Genomic DNA, 19274 nt, shown 5'->3' on the forward strand with positions numbered 1-19274 from the left:
CGCCATGCCGACGACGCAACCACCCAACGGTGAACCAGCGCAGCGCGATCCGTCCAACGAGGACCGCTCCCCCGGCCTCCGCCCCGACCCGGCCCCGACGCAGCGTCGGCCGGCACGACCCGACCCCACCGGGCCCGCCCCCGCACAGCCGGAACCCGGGCGCCACCCCGAACGCTCGGATCCCGCACAGCCCGAACCGGTTCGGCGCGAACCGACGACCGTGACCCAGCGCCCGAAACCCGGGACGCTGCCGGGCGGCTGGACCCTGCCGCCCACCCCCGCCGACGACGAAACCCGCCCGCTCCCCAAACTCACCGCCGCCGAGATCGCGGCACGCACACCCCCCGCCGCCCCCGACCCGGCGAGCATTCCGCCCGCCGCGGACCACGCGGCGACCCAACGCGCCGACCGACCATCTCCCGACCGGCGCACCGATCACGGTCAGCTCCCACCGGCGGCACAGGCGGCTTCCCAGGTAGGTCGAGGCCCCACCGACGACCACCACGCCACCCAACTCGGCGACCCCTCCGCCGAAACCACCGACGAATACCCCGCCACCGAACTCAGCCACCGAGCCGACGAACACCCCGCCACCGAGCGCGCGAACCCACCCGGCGTGAACCCCGCCGCGTTCGCGCCCACCGAGGCAGCTCTTCGCCCCGACGAGCCGCCGGGCACCCAGGCGACGCCCGCCGACTCCGAATCGACCGGGAACACTTGGCATTCCGCATCGCAGACCAGCGCGGGTACCGTGCGGTCCGGACGCAGCGTGCGCACTGCCCGGTCGCGGCCCACCCGCAGGCTGGGCGCCGGTCTCGTGCCGATTCCCACGGTCGCGCCCGCCGATCCGCGGGCGGCGGTGCTGACGGACCCGGTGGTCTCGGAGGGCAAGCGCTTCTGTTGGCGTTGCAGCAATCCCGTCGGCCGGTCGACCCCCGCGCGCATCGCGGCGACCGCGGGCGAATGCGAAACCTGTGGCGCCGCCTATGATTTCCGGCCCTCGCTGCACGAGGGTGACATGGTCGCGGGGCAGTACGAGATCCAGGGTTGCATCGCCCACGGCGGCCTCGGCTGGATCTACCTGGCCATCGACCGCAATGTCAGCGACCGGTGGGTGGTGCTCAAGGGCCTGCTGCACGCCGGTGACGCCGAAGCGCAGGCTGTGGCGGTGGCCGAGCGGCAGTTCCTGGCCGAGGTGGCTCACCCCAGCATCGTCAAGATCCACAACTTCGTCGAGCACGCGGCGGGCGAAGGGTCGAGCATCGGCTACATCGTCATGGAATACGTCGGCGGCCATTCGCTGCGCGACATCCTCGACGCCAGGCCGCGCGGTGAGCGGATGCCGTTGGCCGAGGCCATCGCCTACGTGCTCGAGATCCTGCCCGCGCTCGACCACCTGCACTCGATCGGCCTCACCTACAACGACCTCAAGCCCGACAACGTGATGGTCACCGAGGACCAGGTGAAGCTGATCGACCTGGGCGCGGTCGCCACCATCGAGGCGTACGGAAACCTGTACGGCACCAAGGGTTTCCAAGCGCCGGAGATCGCCAAAACCGGCCCGACCCCCGCCTCGGACATCTACACCGTCGGCCGGACGCTGGCGGCGCTCACCCTGCACCTGCCCAGTAAGCACGGCCGCTACCTCGACGGCATCCCCGACCCCGCCGACGAACCGCTGCTGGCCCGCTACGAGTTCTTCCACCGCTTCCTGCTCACCGCCACCGAACACGATCCGGCCCTGCGCTTTCCGACGGCCCGCGCCATGTCGGCCCAGCTGGCAGGCGTGCTGCGCGAGATCCTGGCCGACGACACCGGCACCGAACATCCCCAGCTGTCCACAGTGTTCAGTCCACAGCGCACCAGCTTCGGCACCGAGGAACTGATCGGCCAGACCGACGCCTATCGCGACGGCATCGGCCGCTCCCCCCTGCTCGACCCGGCCACCGTCGTCGCCGCCCTGCCGCTGCCGCTGATCGATCCGGCCGACCCCTCCGCGCCCCTGCTGGCCGCCACCGCCAACCCCGAACCGGAGCGCGTGCTCGAGGCGCTGCACGACGCCCGCGAACGCGCCGAGGCCGACCCCGACAACGCACCGGAGACACTGGCGGGCGAACTGCTCTTCGCCGAGGCGCGCGCCCGGCTGGAGCTGGGCGAATCGGCCGCGGTACTGCACCTGCTCGACCGCGCGCCCACCGAATCCGACTGGCGCACCGACTGGTTCGCCGGCCAGGCGTCCCTGCTCGAACTCGACTACGAAGCGGCCTTCGGTGCCTTCGAAGCGGTGCTGCGGGTGTTACCCGGTGAGATCGCGCCCAAGCTGGCGCTGGCCGCCACCGCGGAACTGATCCTGCAGCACTGGGACACCGACGAGCCCGAACAGTGGCGCGCTTTCGCCGAGCGCTACTACGACACCGTCTGGCGCACCGACCGCGCAGTGGTGAGCGCGGCGTTCGGACTCGCCAGGCAGCTGGCCGTCGCGGGTCGTGTCAGCGAGGCGGTGCACGCGCTCGACGACGTCCCCGCCGCGTCCCGGCACTTCACCACCGCCCAGACCACGGCGATCCTGCTGCTGCTCACCAGCGCTCCGGTCGGCGAGCTGGACGAGCAGGTCATCCGCCTCGCCGCCTCCCGCGCCCAATCCATCCCACGCGGCGAGAACCGCGCCATCCTCATGCGCACGCTCGTCCAGGGCACGGCCCTGGCCTGGACGCAGGCCGGGAACACCCCGAAACGCAAGGACGCCAAGCTGTTCGGACGCCCCTTCGACGAACGTGACCTCCGCGAAGGCACCGAATCCGGCCTGCGCACCCTCGCCCGCAACGCCCCCGACCGAGCCCACCGCTACGCCCTCGTCGACCTCGCCAACTCCCTACGCCCCCAGTCCTGGTTCTAGCGACCTGGTCAGCCGATCACCAGGCACTGGTGGCGTTCGCCTCTCGGCCGATGCTTACCTGAGTGCCTGGTGATCAACCGTCCAACACGGGAGACGTCAGCTGGTGGCGACCAATTCGTGTGCGGCCCTGGCGATGGCGAGTTCCTCGTTGGTCGGGACGACCAGGACGGAGACCCGCGCGTCGTCCGGCGAGATGCGGCGGACGCCGGGAGCCCTGGTCTCGTTGCGCTCCGGATCGATCTCGATGCCGAAGCCGCTCAGCCCGGCGAGGGCGTCAGCGCGCACAGCGGCACTGTTCTCGCCGACACCGGCGGTGAACACGATGTCGTCGACGGCACCGAGCTCCACCAGGTAGGCGCCGAGGTAGCGGCGCAGCCGGTGGATGTAGACGTCGTAGGCCAGCTTGGCCGCCGCGTCACCACCGTCGATGAGCTGCTGCAACTCGCGGAAATCGTTCACCCCGGACAGCCCCTTGATCCCGGAATCGCGATTGAGCAGCCGCTCGACCTGCTCGAGGTCGAGCCCGGCGACATGGATGAGGTGCGGGATGATCCCCGGGTCGAGATCGCCGGGCCTGGTCCCCATCACCAGACCCTCCAGCGGGGTCAGACCCATGGTGGTGTCGATGGCGCGGCCACCGGCGATGGCCGAGGCCGAGGCGCCGTTGCCCAGGTGGAAGACGATCTGGTTCAGCTCGCTGCTCGGCCTGCCGAGGAACTCCGCGGCCTTCTCCGAGACGTACTGATGCGAGGTGCCATGGAAGCCGTACTTGCGAATACCGTGCGCGGCAGCGACTTTCGCGTCGATCGCATAGGTCCGCGCGGCTTCGGGCAGGCTGTGGAAGAACCCGGTGTCGAACACCGCCACCTGCGGGATGCCGGGCAGCAGCTCTCTGGTGGACTCGATGCCGATCACATTGGCCGGATTGTGCAGCGGCGCGAGCACCGACAGCTCGCGGATCGTGCGCACGACCTCATCGGTGATCAGCGTGGGCTCCCAGAACACCTCGCCGCCGTGCACCACCCGGTGCCCGACCGCGCCGACACCGACCGTGGTCAGGTCGAGGCCGGTCTCGCGGAACATCTCGAAGGCCTGGCGCAGCCCGGCGCGGTGATCCGGGATCGGCCCGTCGTGCACGAGTTTGCGGTCGCCACATTCGTGCACGATCCGCCCGCCCTGGGTCTCACCGATCTTCTCGACGAGACCGGAGGCCACCACCTCGGCCGTATCGGCATGCAGCAGTTGGTATTTGATCGACGAGGAGCCGCTGTTCAGCACCAGGACCAGGTCACTCACTTGTCGTCTCCCTGCGCCTGGATGGCGGTGATCGCCACGGTGTTCACGATGTCGGCGACCAGCGCGCCGCGGGACAGGTCGTTGACCGGCTTGCGCAGACCCTGCAGCACCGGGCCGATCGCCACCGCGCCCGCGCTGCGCTGCACCGCCTTGTAGGTGTTGTTGCCGGTGTTGAGGTCGGGGAAGATGAAGACCGTCGCGCGCCCGGCCACCAGCGAATCGGGCAGTTTCGCGCTGGCGACGGTGGGTTCGATCGCCGCGTCGTACTGGATCGGACCCTCCACCGGAAGCTCCGGCGCGCGCTCGCGCACGAGGTCGGTGGCAGTGCGCACCTTGTCCACATCGGCGCCGGTGCCGGACGCGCCGGTCGAGTACGACAGCATCGCCACCTTCGGGTCGATGCCGAAGCGGGCCGCGGTGCCCGCCGAGGACACCGCGATATCAGCCAGCTGCTCCGAACTCGGATCGGGCACCACCGCGCAGTCGCCGTAGGCGAGCACCCGGTCGGCCAGGCACATCAGGAACACGCTCGACACCGTCGAGACGCCCGGCACGGTCTTGATGATCTCGAACGAGGGCCGGATGGTGTGCGCGGTGGTGTGCGCGGCGCCGGAGACCATGCCGTCGGCGATGCCCTTGTAGACCATCATGGTGCCGAAATACGAGATGTCGGACATGGTTTCGCGCGCCCGCTCGACCGTCATGCCCTTGTGCTTGCGCAATTCGGTGTACTCGGCGGCGAACTCGTCGAGGTAGCCGGAAGTGCGCGGGTCGAGCACCTGCGCGGCGCCGATGTCGACGCCGAGTTCGGCCGCGCGCGCTCGCACCGAGGTCTCGTCGCCGAGGATGGTGAGGTCGGCGATCTTGCGCTGCAACACCCGGCCCGCCGCGCGCAGGATGCGGTCGTCGTCGCCCTCGGGCAGCACGATGCGCTTGCGGTCACCGCGGGCACGTTCGATCAGCTGGTACTCGAACATCTGCGGGGTCACCACGCTCGACGGCGGCACCTGGATGCGTTTGAGCAGCTCCGGCGCGTCGACCCGCTGTTCCATCAGCGCCAGCGCGGTGTCGACCTTGAGCGGGCTGCCCGCCCACATCCGGCCGCGGGTGCGGTGCACGGCGCGGGCGGTGTCGTAGGTGCCGAGTTCGGTGGTGAGGATCGGCAGCTTGGGATGCAGGCCCTCCATCAGGCGCGCGATCGCCGGGTGCGGGCGGATGCCACCGTTCATGATGATTCCCGACAGCGACGGAAAGCCCGCCGCCTCATGGGCATTGACCACACCGAGCAGCACGTCGGAGCGGTCGCCCGGCGCGATGACGACGACGCCGTCGGAGAGGCGCTCGAGAATGTGCTCGGCGGTCATGCCGCCGACCATGATCTTCAACGCCTCGCGCTGGAGCAGTTCCGGATCGCCGCTGTAGATCTCGCCGTCGATGGCCTCGCACAGCTCGCCCATGGTCGGTGCCATCAGCAGCGGCACTTCGGGCAGCGTCCAGGACGGCACGTCGAAGGCGGCCAGTTCGGTGCCGATCTCGTCGATCTCCGCGGGCACACAGCGGTTGGCGACGACGGCGACCAGCTGCGCGTGCTCGGCCGCGAGTTCGGTGGCACACAGCTCCACCAGTTGCTTCACCTCACCCGGTGCGCGGTCGGCGCCGCGCACCACGAGTAACACCGGGGCGCCGAGGTTCACCGCGATGCGCGCGTTGTAGCGAAGCTCGCTGGGACTGCCGACATCGGTGTAGTCGCTGCCGACGATCACCACCGCGTCACAGGCCTTGGCCACGTCGTGGAAGCGCATCACGATCTCGCTGATCGCGGCGTCGGGGTCGCGGTGCACATCCTCGTAGGTGACACCGAGTGCCTGCTCATAGCTGATATCGGCGGTGCTGTGCTCGAGCAGAAGTTCGAGGATGTAGTCGGGTTCTCCGGCGGAACGGGTGATCGGGCGGAACACACCGACCCGGGCTGTGGTCGCGCACAGCATCTGCAAGACACCGAGTGCCACCGTAGATTTTCCGGTGTCCCCCTCCGGCGACGCGATGTACACGGTGGACGGCGCTTGTTCGACCATGCCCGCGAGCTTAGTGAATCCGTGGCGATTCAGTGGTTCGGAGTGGCGTGATCGATCGCGTTATAGTCCCGCCCATGACACCGCAGTTCCCGGACCGGCAGTGGGGCTCACGCACCAACCCGCTCTCGCGCGCAGCCAACCGTTTCGCCGCGACCAAGCCGGGCTCCTGGCTGATCCGCACGGTGACCCCGCTCGACCGCGCCCTGCTGGAACGCACCGACGCCAAGTACACCGTGCTCGGCCCGATCGGCGCCCCGGTCATCCTCCTGACCACCACCGGCCGCAAATCCGGCATCCCCCGCACCCAGCCCCTGCTCTACGTCCACGACGGCGACACCCTCTACGTGGTCGGCTCCAACTTCGGCCAGGCCCACCACCCCGCCTGGACCGCCAACCTCCTCGCCGACCCCGCGGCCACCGTCGCCATCGCCGGCGAACGCATCCCCGTCACCGCCACCCCGGTCCCCGACGCCGACAAAGACGCCCTCTACGCCCGCTTCATAGAAATCACCGGCGCCTACGCCGCCTACCGAGACCGCACCACCCGCAACCTCCGCATCTTCGCCCTGAAGCGGGCATAGCAGGCCCCTACCGCCCTCGTTCGGGCTCCGTCACGCGATCGTGTACGCCTCGTCACCGAAGCGCGCGACCACCTGGATCTCGCCACCGAGCGCTTCGACGTACTTGCGAATCGTCTCGATCCGCGAACGTTCGATCTCGCCGTGCTCGATCTTCGAGACGGTTCGCTGCCCGATGCCGATCTTGTTGCCCAGCTCGGTCTGATTGAGCTGCTGAGCCTCGCGTAGTTCGGCCAGCCGGTAGGCACGCTCAACCGAACGCATCTTCTTCCGCACCGCCGCAACACGCGATTTGTCGTACCCGCCGCGCGGGTGCACCGACTGGCTGGTCTCGTATAGCTCCATCAGTCCAGTCCTCCTATGTGCATTCGCCCCAGGGATTCGAAGCTCCTTCATGTTCGATTGTCTCGATGCCCTGAGTGAGTCGACCCATGGTCGGCCAAGTCCCGGTCCCCGTGCCTCCAATTCTTGACGCGCGGCTTCGTAGTGGTCGAACATGACATCATCCAAGCTGCCGACCCAGTTCAGGACCTGCTTGGTGAGAAAGATGCTCCATCCCACAGATCCAGAATACCACCCCTAGGGTCTAGATCCCAGGGGTGGTATTCACCGGCGACATCATCGCGCCGGGCGTAACCGGGTTTCAGCGGACCGGGTCGTAGACCGCGAATCCGAGATGGCCGGCGACGGTGGCCATCGTCTTGTCATGGGTGACCACGGTCAGATCCTCCAGCCCGCTGCGCTGGGCGGATGCCAGGTGGATGATCGAGGGTCCCGAGCCCCTGCTTGCGCAGCACCCGGATGATCTCGGTGCGCAGCAATCGCGAGGAGACGATCCTGCTGTTTCGATCGGCGATGGTTTCGTCGAACCACTTCGCGGCGGAGTTGGAGTGCCCCAGCATGATTCGGATCGCGACCGAGATATCGAGGTAGTAGGCCCTCACCACTCGCCCTTCTCGGAATCGAGAAGTTCGTTGATGGACGCGGCGCTGCGGGGTTCGTGCCGAACGATGGCACTCGTGTGTGCTCCACCCTCGACCGCTCGCCGGATGATCTGGGTCGACGTGACAGCAGGGACGATACAGCCCGCCCGATGGTTGTGCCGGGTGAGCTCGTAGACCTCACCGACTCCACGTCAGCAACCATGGCCGAGGGGTCCTGCCGCAACTCACCGACACTGATCGACTTCATATCTCCAGCGTGCGCGCAATTGTCTATCAATGTCTACATTGTCGGCGGGACATATCCCAGCGTTCCACGCCGCCAACGAGCGCCGTGCCAAAAAAGTGGCGATGAATGTAGTTATTTGCAGCACAATAGATTTCATCGAAGATTGACAGACCCCCCTCCCGGGAATATGCTGCCAGCCGACCTATGCCAGGGGGAGGCCAGCGTGAATTACTCGACACGAGACACGTGTCTCGCCATCGCGGTTGCCGCTCTCGCAACGCCCCTACTCGGCTGCGGCACCTCCGAGAACGGTGGCTCCACACCGACCTCGACACAGTCGGTCAACGGCCATCCCCTCGCCGAAGCCGCGCCCTCGGGATTCGACCCGTGCGTCGACATCCCCGAACAGGCCCTCACCGAGGACAACCTCAGCCGTAAGGAGCCGACCATCACCGAGGCGCCCGGCGGAGTGACCTGGCAGGGCTGCCGGTGGACCTATCGCGGCGCGGTGGCTACACGATGAGCGTCCGAATGACCAACCTCACCGTCCCGATGGTGCGCGACCGTAACTTCCCGGAAGCCACCGACTTCGCCGTCGCCGGATGCGAGGCCATCGCGACACGACAGTTTGAGGGACCGAACATCACCGGCGTCTGCACCACCAACGTCGCGATTCGCGACGGGAGCGTGGAGTTCACCGTGGTCAACCCGCCCTCCGGGCGCGATACTGGCCACTTGGACTCGTGCGAGATCGCCCGGTCGTTCACCGAGAAGGTGGCGCCGTCGATCCCCGGAACGCTCTGATCCACCAGCACTGTCAAGGAGGGGAACAGTGATCGGCTCCGGCGCGGCAGCCCTGCACACAGGCAACTTCCACACCCGCACCACCCCACGACGAGTCATCGAATGGCTCGACTATCCAAACGACGGCCGCTACCTCCACTATCGCTCGCCGGACCGCATCCGCGTCTGTCCCGGCGGAAATTCCGACCTCGACCAATCTCTGGCCCACTGGATAGAAGTGGCCTTGCGAGAGTATCCCGAAAAACGTCGAGAACGGGCTCCGGGCTGAAAAAACTGCGCCCGTTCAATGGGATGCGGATAACCAAGATCCACAAACCGATGCAGGTCGATCAAAGAAGGGTAGAGACCAACCTGTGAAATACGTCCAGGACCCCTACAATCACTACGATGATCCAGATGACGAATACTGGGACGAGCCGATCGAAACGGATCAGCATACCTCCTCTCCCACACTGTTACCGGAACCTGAGAAGACACCAGCGATAGCGATTTCGACACCAACCACCATCGACGGAAAGCCAAGTACTGCTGGACCCGCTCGGAATCCTTATCAAAAATCGGCACTGATCGATATGGAGCTGGGACAGGACGGACTTCCGAAGACAATCCGGTTGCGGGATACATGGAAGTCATCTTTTGACCCTTCCCGATATGGGCAGTCGATAATGGACGCCTACCGCTACCATCTTTTCGAGCTCGCTGCGTCCTTTACAGAATCTTCGATTCTACCAGCACCCACTGTGCCAACCCTCCGCAAGGCCGCACCAATTCTGCTGAGAACCAGATCATATGCCGAGTATACAAAGCTGTACAGTGCGATATTCTCGTCGAACCCCACTACCATTTCCGGACCAGGGTACAACGACTACGGACAGCCGGGCGTGACCGTGACAGCGACCAGATCCAGACTGATTTCCGTTGCGATCGATCCGAGCTGGGCATGGGATACCGCACCCTGGATCGTCGCAGAGGACATAGTCGGTTGCTGCAACAGTATTCGAGAGCTGAGCTTGCAATTCGATACTGCTGACATATACGATGGCGAATCCGATCAATCCATAGCCGCACGGTTGGTGCGGCATGAAAAGCTCTTGATGGAGGGGGAAATATAATGGGCGGCGACCTGAAGGTAAACCTCGACAAGCTGACCACCGTTGCGAAATCATGGGTCCACGAAGTGGCACCTGAGCTCAGATCAGCCGCATCCTCTATCGACAACCTCAAATACACACAAGTGGAATTCGGCCCACTCTTCATCGCCGCGTGGAGTTCGTATTCGAAGACCGCGCAGTTCATTCAAGACCGCTTGAATGAGGCAGGTCCAGCATCGGAGCAGATTGGCCACGCCTTGAATTCTGCAGTTACGGGCTTCGGCGAGCAACAAGAGAGGCAAGTGAAAGGCACTAATAGGCTTACCGAAGAGATCGGGGCGACGACAAAATGAGCTACCCAATGTTGACGGAAGAATCCCTGACGTCGATCAGAACGGAGTTCGACAACAAAGTTAAGAAGCTGGATGAACTTCCAGATTTGCTCAATGAGGGATACGACCGCCTCAAGTGGGTTAACTACGTTGCCTATCACTCACTGTCAGGGATGCGAGATGAGATCCAGGCTGCCCTGAAGAAGCTCGTTGAGAAAATCAAAGACGCCGTTGAAGGCATGTTCGCACCTTGGCTCTTCGTCGATTATGCGTCGAAGTGGCAACAGGTGGGCAACGCCGTTTCAAAAGCATACGGTATTCAGAATAACGAAAAGTACAATCTAGAGGGGGACTGGGATGGGAGCGCCTACAAGTCCTACAACACTTCGAAGGGATATCAGGCTACCGCGATGACTACAGTCGCGGACCTGTGCAACAAAGTTCACGACCAGCTGCTTGCCATCGCCGAAGAAGGCAGGAGCCTGTACAAGGCGCTCATCGACAAGCTCGCGACGGTCATCACTAATATCGTGACATTCGCGTCAGAATCTGCGGCGTCAGCCGGAACGATGGTGCCCTTCACTCTTCCAACCTGCAACGCCGCGGTCGCAGGTGCCGTTGAGCTTGCAGTCGAATACATCACCAACTTCGCCGAAGTTCAGACGAAGGTGTGGATAGCTTCCAACGAGCTCCAGAACATGATTGTCAGCCCGCAGGGGCTAGCAATTAGCGCAGGTGGGTCAAGCGTTTGGCCGACACCGAATTCGACCGAGTACGATAACAAAGAAGATGGATGGGAATTGGATGGCCAGGATTAGCACGGTGAAGTCGAGGAGTGGGTGGTCGGTCGCTCTTGTCTCGACTGTTCTGGTTCTCGGCGCATGCGGCCAAGATCGGCCGTTGGAAGGCGAGGCGCAGCCATTGAGCGCACCATCTACTACACCTTCGGCTGTCAGTGATTGCGTCAGTTTTCCAGCTTCGGAACATCAGGACGACGACGAAAAGCTCCTTTCGGAGCAGATCATTCAGATGGACCTTCCTGTTGGAACCTGCCTGTCTGGCGTCCATGCGGCAGATGTCGCGGAAATGCCAGGGATGGTGGGCATCCAGGTGAACCTGATCGTCAAGTCATCAACTGGGCCTGATGACCTCCGCCCAGTTGCCACCGATATCGCGCACCTGGTGAAGAAATCTGAAGTATCACGCCGGACCGCCGATCTCGCAGTGACCAACTGGGGTGATCGTATTCCTGGAAAGATCAGATATGAAGATTATCTGGTGGATGACAATTTCCAGGAAAACTCGTGGGATGGCTCATTGCCACGGGACGCCGAATTGCAAATCTGGCGGGTCCATATCGCCAAGTGATCGAGTTATCATCGCTGAAATCGAAGTAGTCGCCAACAGATCAGTGCCGCAACAATATCAAGAATCCATAGGGAATTTCGGTGTGACGCTCCCAACGGATGCCAAGCGGCGGTATTGGTGGGGCAGGGCGAAACTCTGTTCAACAGCCTGGTCTGCACCTGGGGCACGCGTGGAGATGAAAGACGCTGTGCTGCAGGAAATGACAGCAGCGAAGCGGTTGCCACGTCGGATCGGCGCGGCAACCGCCTTCTGGCGCAGGACATTCGAGCCCGGCGCGAAACTGTCGAGTCTCAGCCCAGCGCGCGCAGGCGCGGGGCCAGGTCGCGCTTGAACAGGTCGAGGAAGCGGAGCTGGTCGTGGCCGGGGGCGTGGAAGACCAGGTGGTTGAGGCCCGCGTCGAGGTAGGGCTTGATCTGGGCGACGGCCTCGTCGGGGTCGCTGGCCACGATCCAGCGCTTGGCGACCTGCTCGATGGGGAGGGCGTCGGCGGCGGCTTCCATTTCGATCGGGTCGGTGATGTCGTGCTTCTGCTGGGGGGTGAGCGAGAGGGGGGCCCAGAAGCGGGTGTTCTGCAGTGCGAGTTCGGGATCGGTGTCGTAGGAGATCTTGATCTCGATCATTTTGTCGATCCCGGCGGCGTCGCGTTCGGCCTTGGCCGCGCCCTCGGCGACGGCGGGCAGCAGCTTCTCGGTGTAGAGGTCCATGCCCTTGCCCGAGGTGCAGATGAAACCGTCGCCCGCGCGACCGGCGTAGCGGGCCACGACCGGGCCGCCCGCGGCGATGTAGACGGGGATGCCGCCCTTGGGGACGTCGTAGATGGAGGCGCCGACGGTGTGGTAGTACTCGCCGTCGAAGTCGACGCGGTCGCCGGTCCACAGTTCACGCATCAGCCGCACGGCCTCGCGCAGGCGGGCGAAGCGCTCCTTGAAGTCGGGCCATTCGCCCTTGTACCCGGTGGCGATTTCGTTGAGCGCCTCGCCGGTGCCGACACCGAGCATCACCCTGCCCGGGTACAGGCAGCCCATGGTGGCGAAGGACTGCGCGATCACCGCCGGGTTGTAGCGGAAGGTGGGGGTGAGCACGGAGGTGCCGAGCTGGATGCGCTCGGTGCGCTCGCCGACCGCGGCCAGCCAGGCCAGCGAGAACGGGGCGTGACCGCCGTTGTGGCGCCACGGCTGGAAGTGGTCGCTCACGGTCGCGCTGTCGAGACCGTGCTGTTCGGCGGCCACGGCCAGCTCGACGAGCTCCCGCGGTCCGAACTGTTCCGCCGATGCCTTGTACCCGAGCTTGAGCTCAACCATCCCAGCCACTCCTGTCGTCTGCTTCGTCGTGCGGCGTCGCGCCACTCGACACTAGCCAACACGTCGGCCCCTGTCCGTCATCCTCGTTTCCCACTGACCGGTCGGCTTTTCGTGGCCCGATTTTTAGCGGATGATTAGCTGGTGACCGCCAAAGACGAGCAGATCCTGTCGTACCTGACCGACATGGACGGCGTACTGGTGCACGAGGATCAGCTGATCCCCGGCGCCGACGAGTTCCTCGCCGAACTCCGCGCCAACGAGATCCCGTTCCTGGTCCTGACCAACAACTCGATCCGCACCCCGCGCGACCTCCAGGCCCGCCTGCGCCACACCGGCCTCGACATCCCCGAGGAATCGATCTGGACCTCCGCGCTGGCCACCGCGACCTTCCTCGACGACCAGCGCCCGGGCGGCACCGCCTACGTCGTCGGCGAATCCGGGCTCACCACCGCCCTGCACGAGATCGGCTACGTGCTCACCGACAGCAATCCCGACTACGTCGTCCTCGGTGAGACCCGCACCTACTCCTTCGAGGCGATCACCACGGCGATCCGCCTGGTCGACCGCGGCGCCAAGTTCATCGCCACCAACCCCGACGCCACCGGCCCCTCCCGCGACGGCGTCCTGCCCGCCACCGGCTCGGTCGCCGCCCTGATCACCAGGGCCACCGGCAAGGAGCCCTACTACGTCGGCAAACCCAACCCCCTGATGATGCGCTCGGCCCTGCGCCGCATCGGCGCCCACTCCCAATCCACCCTGATGATCGGCGACCGCATGGACACCGACGTCATCGCCGGCCTGGAAGCCGGCCTACGCACCATCCTGGTCACCTCCGGCATCTCCACGAAGTCCTCCGTGGAGGCCTACCCCTTCCGCCCCACCCTCGTGGTCGACTCGGTAGCCGACCTCATCGGCCGCACCCGCCACCCCTTCGCCGACTGAGCCCAATTGGACTGTTGATCACCACGCTCTCCGGTGAGCATCGGCCGAGAAGCGGGCGCCACCAGAGCGTGGTGATCAACAGTCCAGGTCGAGCTAGGGGGTGCTGTCCTCGGTGATGATGGATTCCAGGGCCGTGGACAGGCGGGTGAGGGTCGCGACGGTGGCGGCGAATTCGGTGGGGCCGAGGGCTTCGGCGAGGCGGTGGGCCATGGCGGCGTGCTGGGGGTTGATGCGGCGGATGGCGGCGTGGCCTTCTTCGGTCATCGCGACGAGTTTGGCTCGTTTGTGCGCGGGGTTGGGGCGGTATTCGCACATGCCCTTGGCGACGAGGAGATCGGCGATGCGCTGGACGCTCTGACGGGTGATGCCCATCGCGCGGGCGATCCCGGCGACCGATTGCGGTTGCTCCTGGATGGCGGCCATCACCTGCCACCAGGCGACCGAGATGCCGACCGGCGAGGACAGGCCGTCACCGACGGTGAGGAATTGGCCGTTGAGCCGGAAGACGGTGAGGGCGGCGGCGTCGAGCAGGTCTTGTTCTTCGTTCAAGCTCCTTGGCTCCCCGCGTATTCGGCGAGGGCGGCGTATCCGGCGGGATCCTTCTGCGCGAAGAGCCGGTACCAGGCGTCGAGGACGTGCGGCTCGTAGAGATCGAGGCGGGCGAAGATCTCGCGGGCGAATTCGAAGGGCGACATGGAATCCGCGGTGATCACATCGCGATCGGTGACAGCGGGCGCTTCCACGTAGTGCTCGGCACCCGAATATCCGCTGTAGACAAGGAATTCGGCGGCATTGCTGGTGTGCGCGCGGTCGTCGAGCAGACCCGCGCGAGCCAGACCGAAGGTGGCACCGCAGATCGCGGCGACCGGCACACCGGCTTCGACGAACTGCCTCGCCTTGTCGGCGAAGGGAATCAGATCGTCGCCTTCCCACAGGTCGGCGCCGGGCAGGATGAGCATGGCCGAATCCGCCGGGTCGATGTCGGCCAGGGCCAGATCGGGCGTCACCGTCATGCGACCGATCGTGGTGATCGGCTCGGTGCTCAGCCCGACGTTGCGCACCTCGAAGCGGCCGGGTTCGCGCTGGAAGTCGGGGTTGGCGATGTGCGCGGTGGCGGCGCCCACCTCCCAATCGGCGAGGGTGTCGTAGACGGCTACGTGGACTGTCTTCTTCATCATGACAACATGCTGTCATAATTGACAACATGCTGTCAATAAGGTTTTCGCTACCCGATCACATCCCGACGTCCGTACGCTGAGTCCATTCGGTGTGCGATACAAGGAGGTTCCACCGCGATGACCGACCCGGTGCACGGCCTGACGGGCACCATCACCTCGCCGATCCGGAGCGCGGGCGCGCTGGGCGAGGTGCTCGTCGCGATTCGCGGCGGCACCGAGCTCTACCTCGCGCGCGCCGACGAGCCGATCGCGGCCGGAACCACCGTGCTGATCGTGGCGGTCCACCCGGGCCGGATCGTCGACGTCGTCGTCTGGATTCCGCTCACACCGCAACCACCGCAAGAGAACTGAAGACGAGGGAGGGGCTCACATGCTGGGCTATCACGTGCCGGATCCCGACGAGGCGATGCTGGTCAGCGGCGCGAAGAGCAAGGACAACACGCCGTTCACGGTGATCATCGGCCGCGGCACCTGGGTGATTCCGTTCTTCCGCAAGGTCAGCTACCTGTCGCTGGCCATGTTCGAATCCGAGATCCAGGAACGCTGCGTCACCAAGCAGGCGATCCAGCTCGATGTGCGCGCGGTGATCGCGTTCAAGGTCGCCAACGACACCCAGTCGATAGTCAATGCGGCACAACGGTTCCTGTCCGAGCAGGAGCGGGAGATGTCGGTGCTGACCGGACGGATCTTCTCCGGTCACCTGCGTTCGATCGTCGGCTCGATGACGGTCGAGGAGATCATCCGCGAGCGCCAGAAGCTGGCCGACGAGGTACTGGTGGCCTCGAAGGTGGAGATGAGCAACATCGGCCTGTGGGTCGACTCCTTCCAGATCCAGTCCATCGACGACGGCAACCTCGGCTACATCAATGCCCTTGCGGCGCCGCACAATGCGGCCGTGCAGCGCGACGCGCAGATCGCCCAGGCCCAGGCGGCCCAGCGTTCCGCCGAAGCCGAGCAGGAGTCGCTGCGCAGGCAGGCCGAGTACGAGCGGGAGACCTCGCTGCTGCAGGCGCAGTACCAGCGCGACATCGACAAGGCCAATGCCGAAGCGGCACAGGCCGGTCCGCTCGCCGACGCCATCGCCCGCCAGGAAGTGCTCACCGCGCAGGCCGAGCAGGCCCGCAAGAACGCCGAACTGCGCGAGCAGGAACTGCAGGCCGAAGTGGTGAAACCCGCTCAGGCCGAAGCGGAACGCGTCCGCATCCTCGCCGAGGCCGAAGCCGCCCGCACCCGCATCCAGGCCGAGGCCGCGGCCTCCAACAACCGCATCGCCCTCGACCAGCTCCTGATCGAACAGCTGCCCGAGATCGTCAAGCAGGCGTCCACGGGTCTGGCGAACGCCAACCTCACCGTCCTCAACGGGCCGGATGGTGTCGGCGAGCTGGTCAACGGAATGGTCGGTCAGGGCCTGACGGTCTTCAACTCCCTGCAGAAGGCGCTGTCGAACGGCGAGGTCGACAAGGTCTGATCGTGCGCTACCGGCCGGGTCTGGTCATTCGAGAACGACCAGGCTCGGCCGGCCGTGCCCGAGCCACCGGTTGACCTTGGGGTGGAACCACCCCTTTCCGGGGGTGCCAGCCATGTGACGCCGATCACTACTCTTCCCTCATCCTGGCGGACGGTTCGAGTGCCGCTACGAGCTTGGAGGAAAACGGTGACTCTCACGAGTAAGGCTGGGCCGCCGCCGGAACAATCGGCCGAAAAGCCGACCAGCGTACGCAAAGTCGCGATTGCCAGTTGCATCGGCACGACCATCGAGTTCTACGACTTCTTCATCTATGGCACCGCGGCCGCGCTGGTGTTTCCGACCGTGTTCTTCCCGGCACTGGGGGCGACTGCCGGAACGGTCGCGTCGTTCGCGACCTTCGCCGTCGCCTTCATCGCTCGACCTGCCGGTTCGATGCTGTTCGGCCATTTCGGCGATCGGATCGGCCGGAAGAAGACCCTCATCTCGACGCTGCTGCTGATGGGCTTCTCCACCCTGCTCATCGGGCTGCTGCCCGGCGCGAGCACGATCGGTGTCGCGGCGCCGATACTGCTTGTGCTGCTGCGGTTCTGCCAGGGCTTCGCGGTCGGCGGCGAATGGGCGGGCGCCACCCTGCTCACCGCCGAATACGCACCACCGGGCCAGCGCGGGAAATACGCGCTCTTCCCGCAGATCGGGCCCGCGATCGCCTTCTTGTTGTCGTGCGGCACCTTCTTGATCACCGGTGCCGTCCTCGGCGACACCGATGGCGCGTTCCTCGACTACGGGTGGCGAATTCCGTTCATCCTCTCGATCGTGCTCGTCGCGATCGGCCTCTACATGCGCCTTGCCATCGAAGAGACTCCGGTGTTCCGCGCGCAGCAGAAGCATGAGACGACAGCACCGAAGCGGCTGCCGTTCCTCGACGCCTGGCAGGAACAGCGCAAGGAGATCCTGCTCGCGGCGGGTTCGATCGCGATGCTGTTCGCCATGTTCTACATGGGCACCGCCTACCTCACGAGCTACGGGACCAAGACCCTCGGCCACGACCGGCCCTTCGTCCTGCTGGTCGGTGTCGGCTCCGCCGTGGTCTTCGGTGCGACGACGATCGTGTCGGCGCTCTACTCCGACCGGATCGGGCGCCGCGTGGTGATCATGGTGTCGTGCGCGGCGGCCATCGTCTGGTCGCTCGCACTGTTCCCATTGATCGACACCGGTTCACCCGTCGCGTTCGCGATCGGCGTGGCGATCACACTCGCCATCTTCGGCATCGCCTACGGCCCGTGCGGCGCACTGCTTCCCGAGCTGTTCCACACCCGATACCGCTACACGGGCGCCGGTCTCGGCTACAACCTGGCCGGGGTACTGGGCGGCGCGATCCCGCCCCTGATCGCCACACCACTCGCCGCGGCGTACGGCAGCATCGCGATCGGTGTGATGCTCGCAGCGCTCGGCGTCGTCAGCCTGATCTGCACGTGGGCGCTGGCGGAGACGAAAGACGCTGTGCTGTAAGCGAAGTTGGTCAGGGGCGGTTGCCGGGTCAGGCAACCGCCCGCTGGCGTCAACTCAGTGCGTGGTCGAGGTCGGCGAGGAGGTCTTCGAGGTCCTCGAGGCCGATGGAGATGCGGACGACGCCGTCGCTCAGGCCGATCGAGGCGCGACCCTCGGGGCCCATGGCTCGGTGAGTTGTGGTGGCGGGGTGGGTGATCAGGGTCTTCGCGTCGCCGAGGTTGTTGGAGATGTCGATGATGCGGAGGCGGTTGAGGACCTCGAAGGCGCGCTTCTTGCCGTCGTCGCCGGCGAGTTCGAAGGTGACGACGGTGCCGCCGCCGGACATCTGCTCGGTGGCCAGGGCGTGCTGCGGATGTGATTCCAGGAATGGGTATTTCACCCAGTTCACCGACTTGCTGGTCTCCAGGAACTCGGCGACCTTCAGCGCGGAGGCAGTGGACTGACGCACGCGCAGCGGCATGGTTTCCAGGCCCTTGAGCAGGGTCCAGGCGTTGAACGGGCTCAGGGCGGGGCCGGTGTGGCGCATCAGGGTCTTGACCGGACCGTCGATGTAGTCCTGGTCGCCCAGGATGGCGCCGCCGAGGACGCGGCCCTGGCCGTCGATGTGCTTGGTGCCGGAGTAGACGACCACATCGGCACCGAGTTCGAAGCCGCGCTGCAGCAGGGGCGTGGCGAAGACGTTGTCCAGCACCACCTTCGCGCCCGCGGCGTGCGCCAGCTCGGTGACCTTGCGGACATCGACCAGGGTCTGCATCGGGTTGGCGGGGGTCTCGAAGAAGACGGCCTGGGTGGGCACCGAGAGCGCCTGCTCCCACTGCTCGAGGTCGTCACCGTCGACGAAGACGGTCTCGACGCCCCAGCGCGGCAGGATCTCGTTGCACACCACGAAGCAGGAGCCGAACAGGCTGCGCGCGGCGACGAGCCGGTCGCCCGCCTTCAGCAGCGCGCCCAGCGCGGTGAACACCGCGGACATGCCCGAGGCGGTCGCGAAGGCCGCTTCGGCGCCGTCGAGCAGGCGGATGCGCTCCTCGAACATGGACACGGTCGGATTGCCGTAGCGGGAGTAGACGAAGTGCTCGACCTCGCCGGTGAACGCGGCCTCGGCGGCCTCGGCGCTCTCGTAGACGAATCCGGAGGTCAGGTACAGCGCCTCGGAGGTCTCCTCGAAACCGGAACGGCGCAGACCGCCGCGGACACCGAGGGTGGCGGGGCCGACGCCCTCGGGCAGTGGCTTGTCGAACGAACCACCGGTGATCATGCTGTTCT

Annotated in this window: 21 protein-coding genes and 1 pseudogene; 13 read left to right on the forward strand and 9 right to left on the reverse strand. The window is 65.6% G+C overall.

Annotated elements, in window-relative coordinates; all coding sequences use genetic code 11:
- Positions 1-4: 4 nt before the first annotated feature.
- Positions 5-2896, forward strand: a complete 2892-nt coding sequence (locus tag ACFVVM_RS15965) for a tetratricopeptide repeat protein (RefSeq protein WP_387618100.1) — start codon at positions 5-7, stop codon at positions 2894-2896.
- 96 nt (positions 2897-2992) lie between these two features.
- On the opposite strand, the gene ACFVVM_RS15970 is transcribed toward ACFVVM_RS15965, so the two are convergent.
- On the reverse strand, positions 2993-4192 hold the full coding sequence (locus tag ACFVVM_RS15970) for an acetate kinase (RefSeq protein WP_387618103.1): 1200 nt from the start codon (positions 4190-4192) through the stop codon (positions 2993-2995).
- Positions 4189-6267: a phosphate acetyltransferase gene (pta, locus tag ACFVVM_RS15975; RefSeq protein ID WP_387618105.1), complete on the reverse strand. Its 2079-nt coding sequence runs from the start codon at positions 6265-6267 to the stop codon at positions 4189-4191. Before pta ends, ACFVVM_RS15970 begins: the two co-directional genes overlap by 4 nt.
- A gap of 74 nt (positions 6268-6341) precedes the next feature.
- Here pta and ACFVVM_RS15980 point away from each other — a divergent pair, with 74 nt between their 5' ends.
- Positions 6342-6848 carry a nitroreductase/quinone reductase family protein gene (locus ACFVVM_RS15980; protein ID WP_387618107.1) on the forward strand — a complete coding sequence of 169 codons (507 nt, stop codon included), beginning with the start codon at positions 6342-6344 and terminating at the stop codon, positions 6846-6848.
- 30 nt (positions 6849-6878) lie between these two features.
- Here ACFVVM_RS15980 and ACFVVM_RS15985 read toward each other — a convergent pair whose 3' ends face one another.
- From ACFVVM_RS15985 to ACFVVM_RS15995, 3 genes and pseudogenes are all read right to left on the reverse strand, one after another.
- Positions 6879-7406: a helix-turn-helix domain-containing protein gene (locus tag ACFVVM_RS15985; protein ID WP_387618110.1), complete on the reverse strand. Its 528-nt coding sequence runs from the start codon at positions 7404-7406 to the stop codon at positions 6879-6881.
- A 143-nt stretch (positions 7407-7549) separates the two neighbouring features.
- Positions 7550-7789 carry a hypothetical protein gene (locus ACFVVM_RS15990; RefSeq protein ID WP_387618112.1) on the reverse strand — a complete coding sequence of 80 codons (240 nt, stop codon included), beginning with the start codon at positions 7787-7789 and terminating at the stop codon, positions 7550-7552.
- Positions 7790-7887: 98 nt separating this feature from the next.
- Positions 7888-8036 (reverse strand): annotated as a pseudogene (locus ACFVVM_RS15995) (type II toxin-antitoxin system Phd/YefM family antitoxin); the annotation flags it as partial.
- 202 nt (positions 8037-8238) lie between these two features.
- Between ACFVVM_RS15995 and ACFVVM_RS16000 the strand changes: the two are divergent.
- The 7 genes from ACFVVM_RS16000 (at position 8239) to ACFVVM_RS16030 (ending at position 11610) form a co-directional block, all read left to right on the forward strand.
- Entirely contained in the window at positions 8239-8538 is a 300-nt protein-coding gene (locus tag ACFVVM_RS16000) for a hypothetical protein (protein WP_387618115.1), read from the forward strand.
- The gene (locus tag ACFVVM_RS16005) at positions 8535-8819 is read left to right on the forward strand and encodes a DUF3558 family protein (protein ID WP_387618116.1); all 285 of its coding nucleotides are present in this window, start codon (positions 8535-8537) and stop codon (positions 8817-8819) included. The genes ACFVVM_RS16000 and ACFVVM_RS16005 overlap by 4 nt, the downstream gene beginning before the upstream one ends.
- A gap of 28 nt (positions 8820-8847) precedes the next feature.
- Complete coding sequence (locus ACFVVM_RS16010) at positions 8848-9087, forward strand: hypothetical protein (protein ID WP_387618119.1); 240 nt, start codon at positions 8848-8850, stop codon at positions 9085-9087.
- Positions 9088-9172: 85 nt separating this feature from the next.
- Positions 9173-9931 carry a hypothetical protein gene (locus tag ACFVVM_RS16015; protein WP_387618121.1) on the forward strand — a complete coding sequence of 253 codons (759 nt, stop codon included), beginning with the start codon at positions 9173-9175 and terminating at the stop codon, positions 9929-9931.
- Complete coding sequence (locus ACFVVM_RS16020) at positions 9931-10263, forward strand: hypothetical protein (protein ID WP_387618124.1); 333 nt, start codon at positions 9931-9933, stop codon at positions 10261-10263. The genes ACFVVM_RS16015 and ACFVVM_RS16020 overlap by 1 nt, the downstream gene beginning before the upstream one ends.
- An 8-nt stretch (positions 10264-10271) precedes the next feature.
- Complete coding sequence (locus ACFVVM_RS16025; protein WP_387618126.1) at positions 10272-11060, forward strand: hypothetical protein; 789 nt, start codon at positions 10272-10274, stop codon at positions 11058-11060.
- An 82-nt stretch (positions 11061-11142) separates the two neighbouring features.
- A complete protein-coding gene (locus ACFVVM_RS16030) occupies positions 11143-11610 on the forward strand; it encodes a hypothetical protein (RefSeq protein ID WP_387618129.1) in 468 nt (155 codons plus the stop codon).
- Between the two features lie 290 nt (positions 11611-11900).
- Here the strand turns inward: ACFVVM_RS16030 and fgd are convergent, their stop codons facing one another.
- On the reverse strand, positions 11901-12911 hold the full coding sequence (fgd, locus tag ACFVVM_RS16035) for a glucose-6-phosphate dehydrogenase (coenzyme-F420) (RefSeq protein ID WP_387618132.1): 1011 nt from the start codon (positions 12909-12911) through the stop codon (positions 11901-11903).
- Between the two features lie 183 nt (positions 12912-13094).
- On the opposite strand from fgd, the gene ACFVVM_RS16040 reads away from it, so the two are divergent.
- Positions 13095-13853, forward strand: coding sequence for an HAD-IIA family hydrolase (locus tag ACFVVM_RS16040; RefSeq protein WP_387619238.1), 759 nt, complete (start codon positions 13095-13097; stop codon positions 13851-13853).
- 93 nt (positions 13854-13946) lie between these two features.
- Here the strand turns inward: ACFVVM_RS16040 and ACFVVM_RS16045 are convergent, their stop codons facing one another.
- Complete coding sequence (locus tag ACFVVM_RS16045; RefSeq protein WP_387618134.1) at positions 13947-14402, reverse strand: MarR family winged helix-turn-helix transcriptional regulator; 456 nt, start codon at positions 14400-14402, stop codon at positions 13947-13949.
- Positions 14399-15028, reverse strand: a complete 630-nt coding sequence (locus ACFVVM_RS16050) for a DJ-1/PfpI family protein (RefSeq protein WP_387619240.1) — start codon at positions 15026-15028, stop codon at positions 14399-14401. Before ACFVVM_RS16050 ends, ACFVVM_RS16045 begins: the two co-directional genes overlap by 4 nt.
- A gap of 120 nt (positions 15029-15148) precedes the next feature.
- On the opposite strand from ACFVVM_RS16050, the gene ACFVVM_RS16055 reads away from it, so the two are divergent.
- The 3 genes from ACFVVM_RS16055 (at position 15149) to ACFVVM_RS16065 (ending at position 18008) form a co-directional block, all read left to right on the forward strand.
- Positions 15149-15382 carry a hypothetical protein gene (locus ACFVVM_RS16055; RefSeq protein WP_387618136.1) on the forward strand — a complete coding sequence of 78 codons (234 nt, stop codon included), beginning with the start codon at positions 15149-15151 and terminating at the stop codon, positions 15380-15382.
- Positions 15383-15401: 19 nt separating this feature from the next.
- Complete coding sequence (locus tag ACFVVM_RS16060) at positions 15402-16499, forward strand: flotillin family protein (protein WP_302873565.1); 1098 nt, start codon at positions 15402-15404, stop codon at positions 16497-16499.
- A gap of 186 nt (positions 16500-16685) precedes the next feature.
- Entirely contained in the window at positions 16686-18008 is a 1323-nt protein-coding gene (locus ACFVVM_RS16065; RefSeq protein ID WP_387618139.1) for an MFS transporter, read from the forward strand.
- Positions 18009-18057: 49 nt separating this feature from the next.
- Here the strand turns inward: ACFVVM_RS16065 and ACFVVM_RS16070 are convergent, their stop codons facing one another.
- The gene (locus tag ACFVVM_RS16070; protein ID WP_387618141.1) at positions 18058-19266 is read right to left on the reverse strand and encodes an O-succinylhomoserine sulfhydrylase; all 1209 of its coding nucleotides are present in this window, start codon (positions 19264-19266) and stop codon (positions 18058-18060) included.
- Between the last annotated feature and the right edge of the window lie 8 nt (positions 19267-19274).

Origin of the sequence: Nocardia sp. NPDC058176 (genome assembly GCF_042883805.1) — a bacterium.
Classification (GTDB): domain Bacteria; phylum Actinomycetota; class Actinomycetes; order Mycobacteriales; family Mycobacteriaceae; genus Nocardia.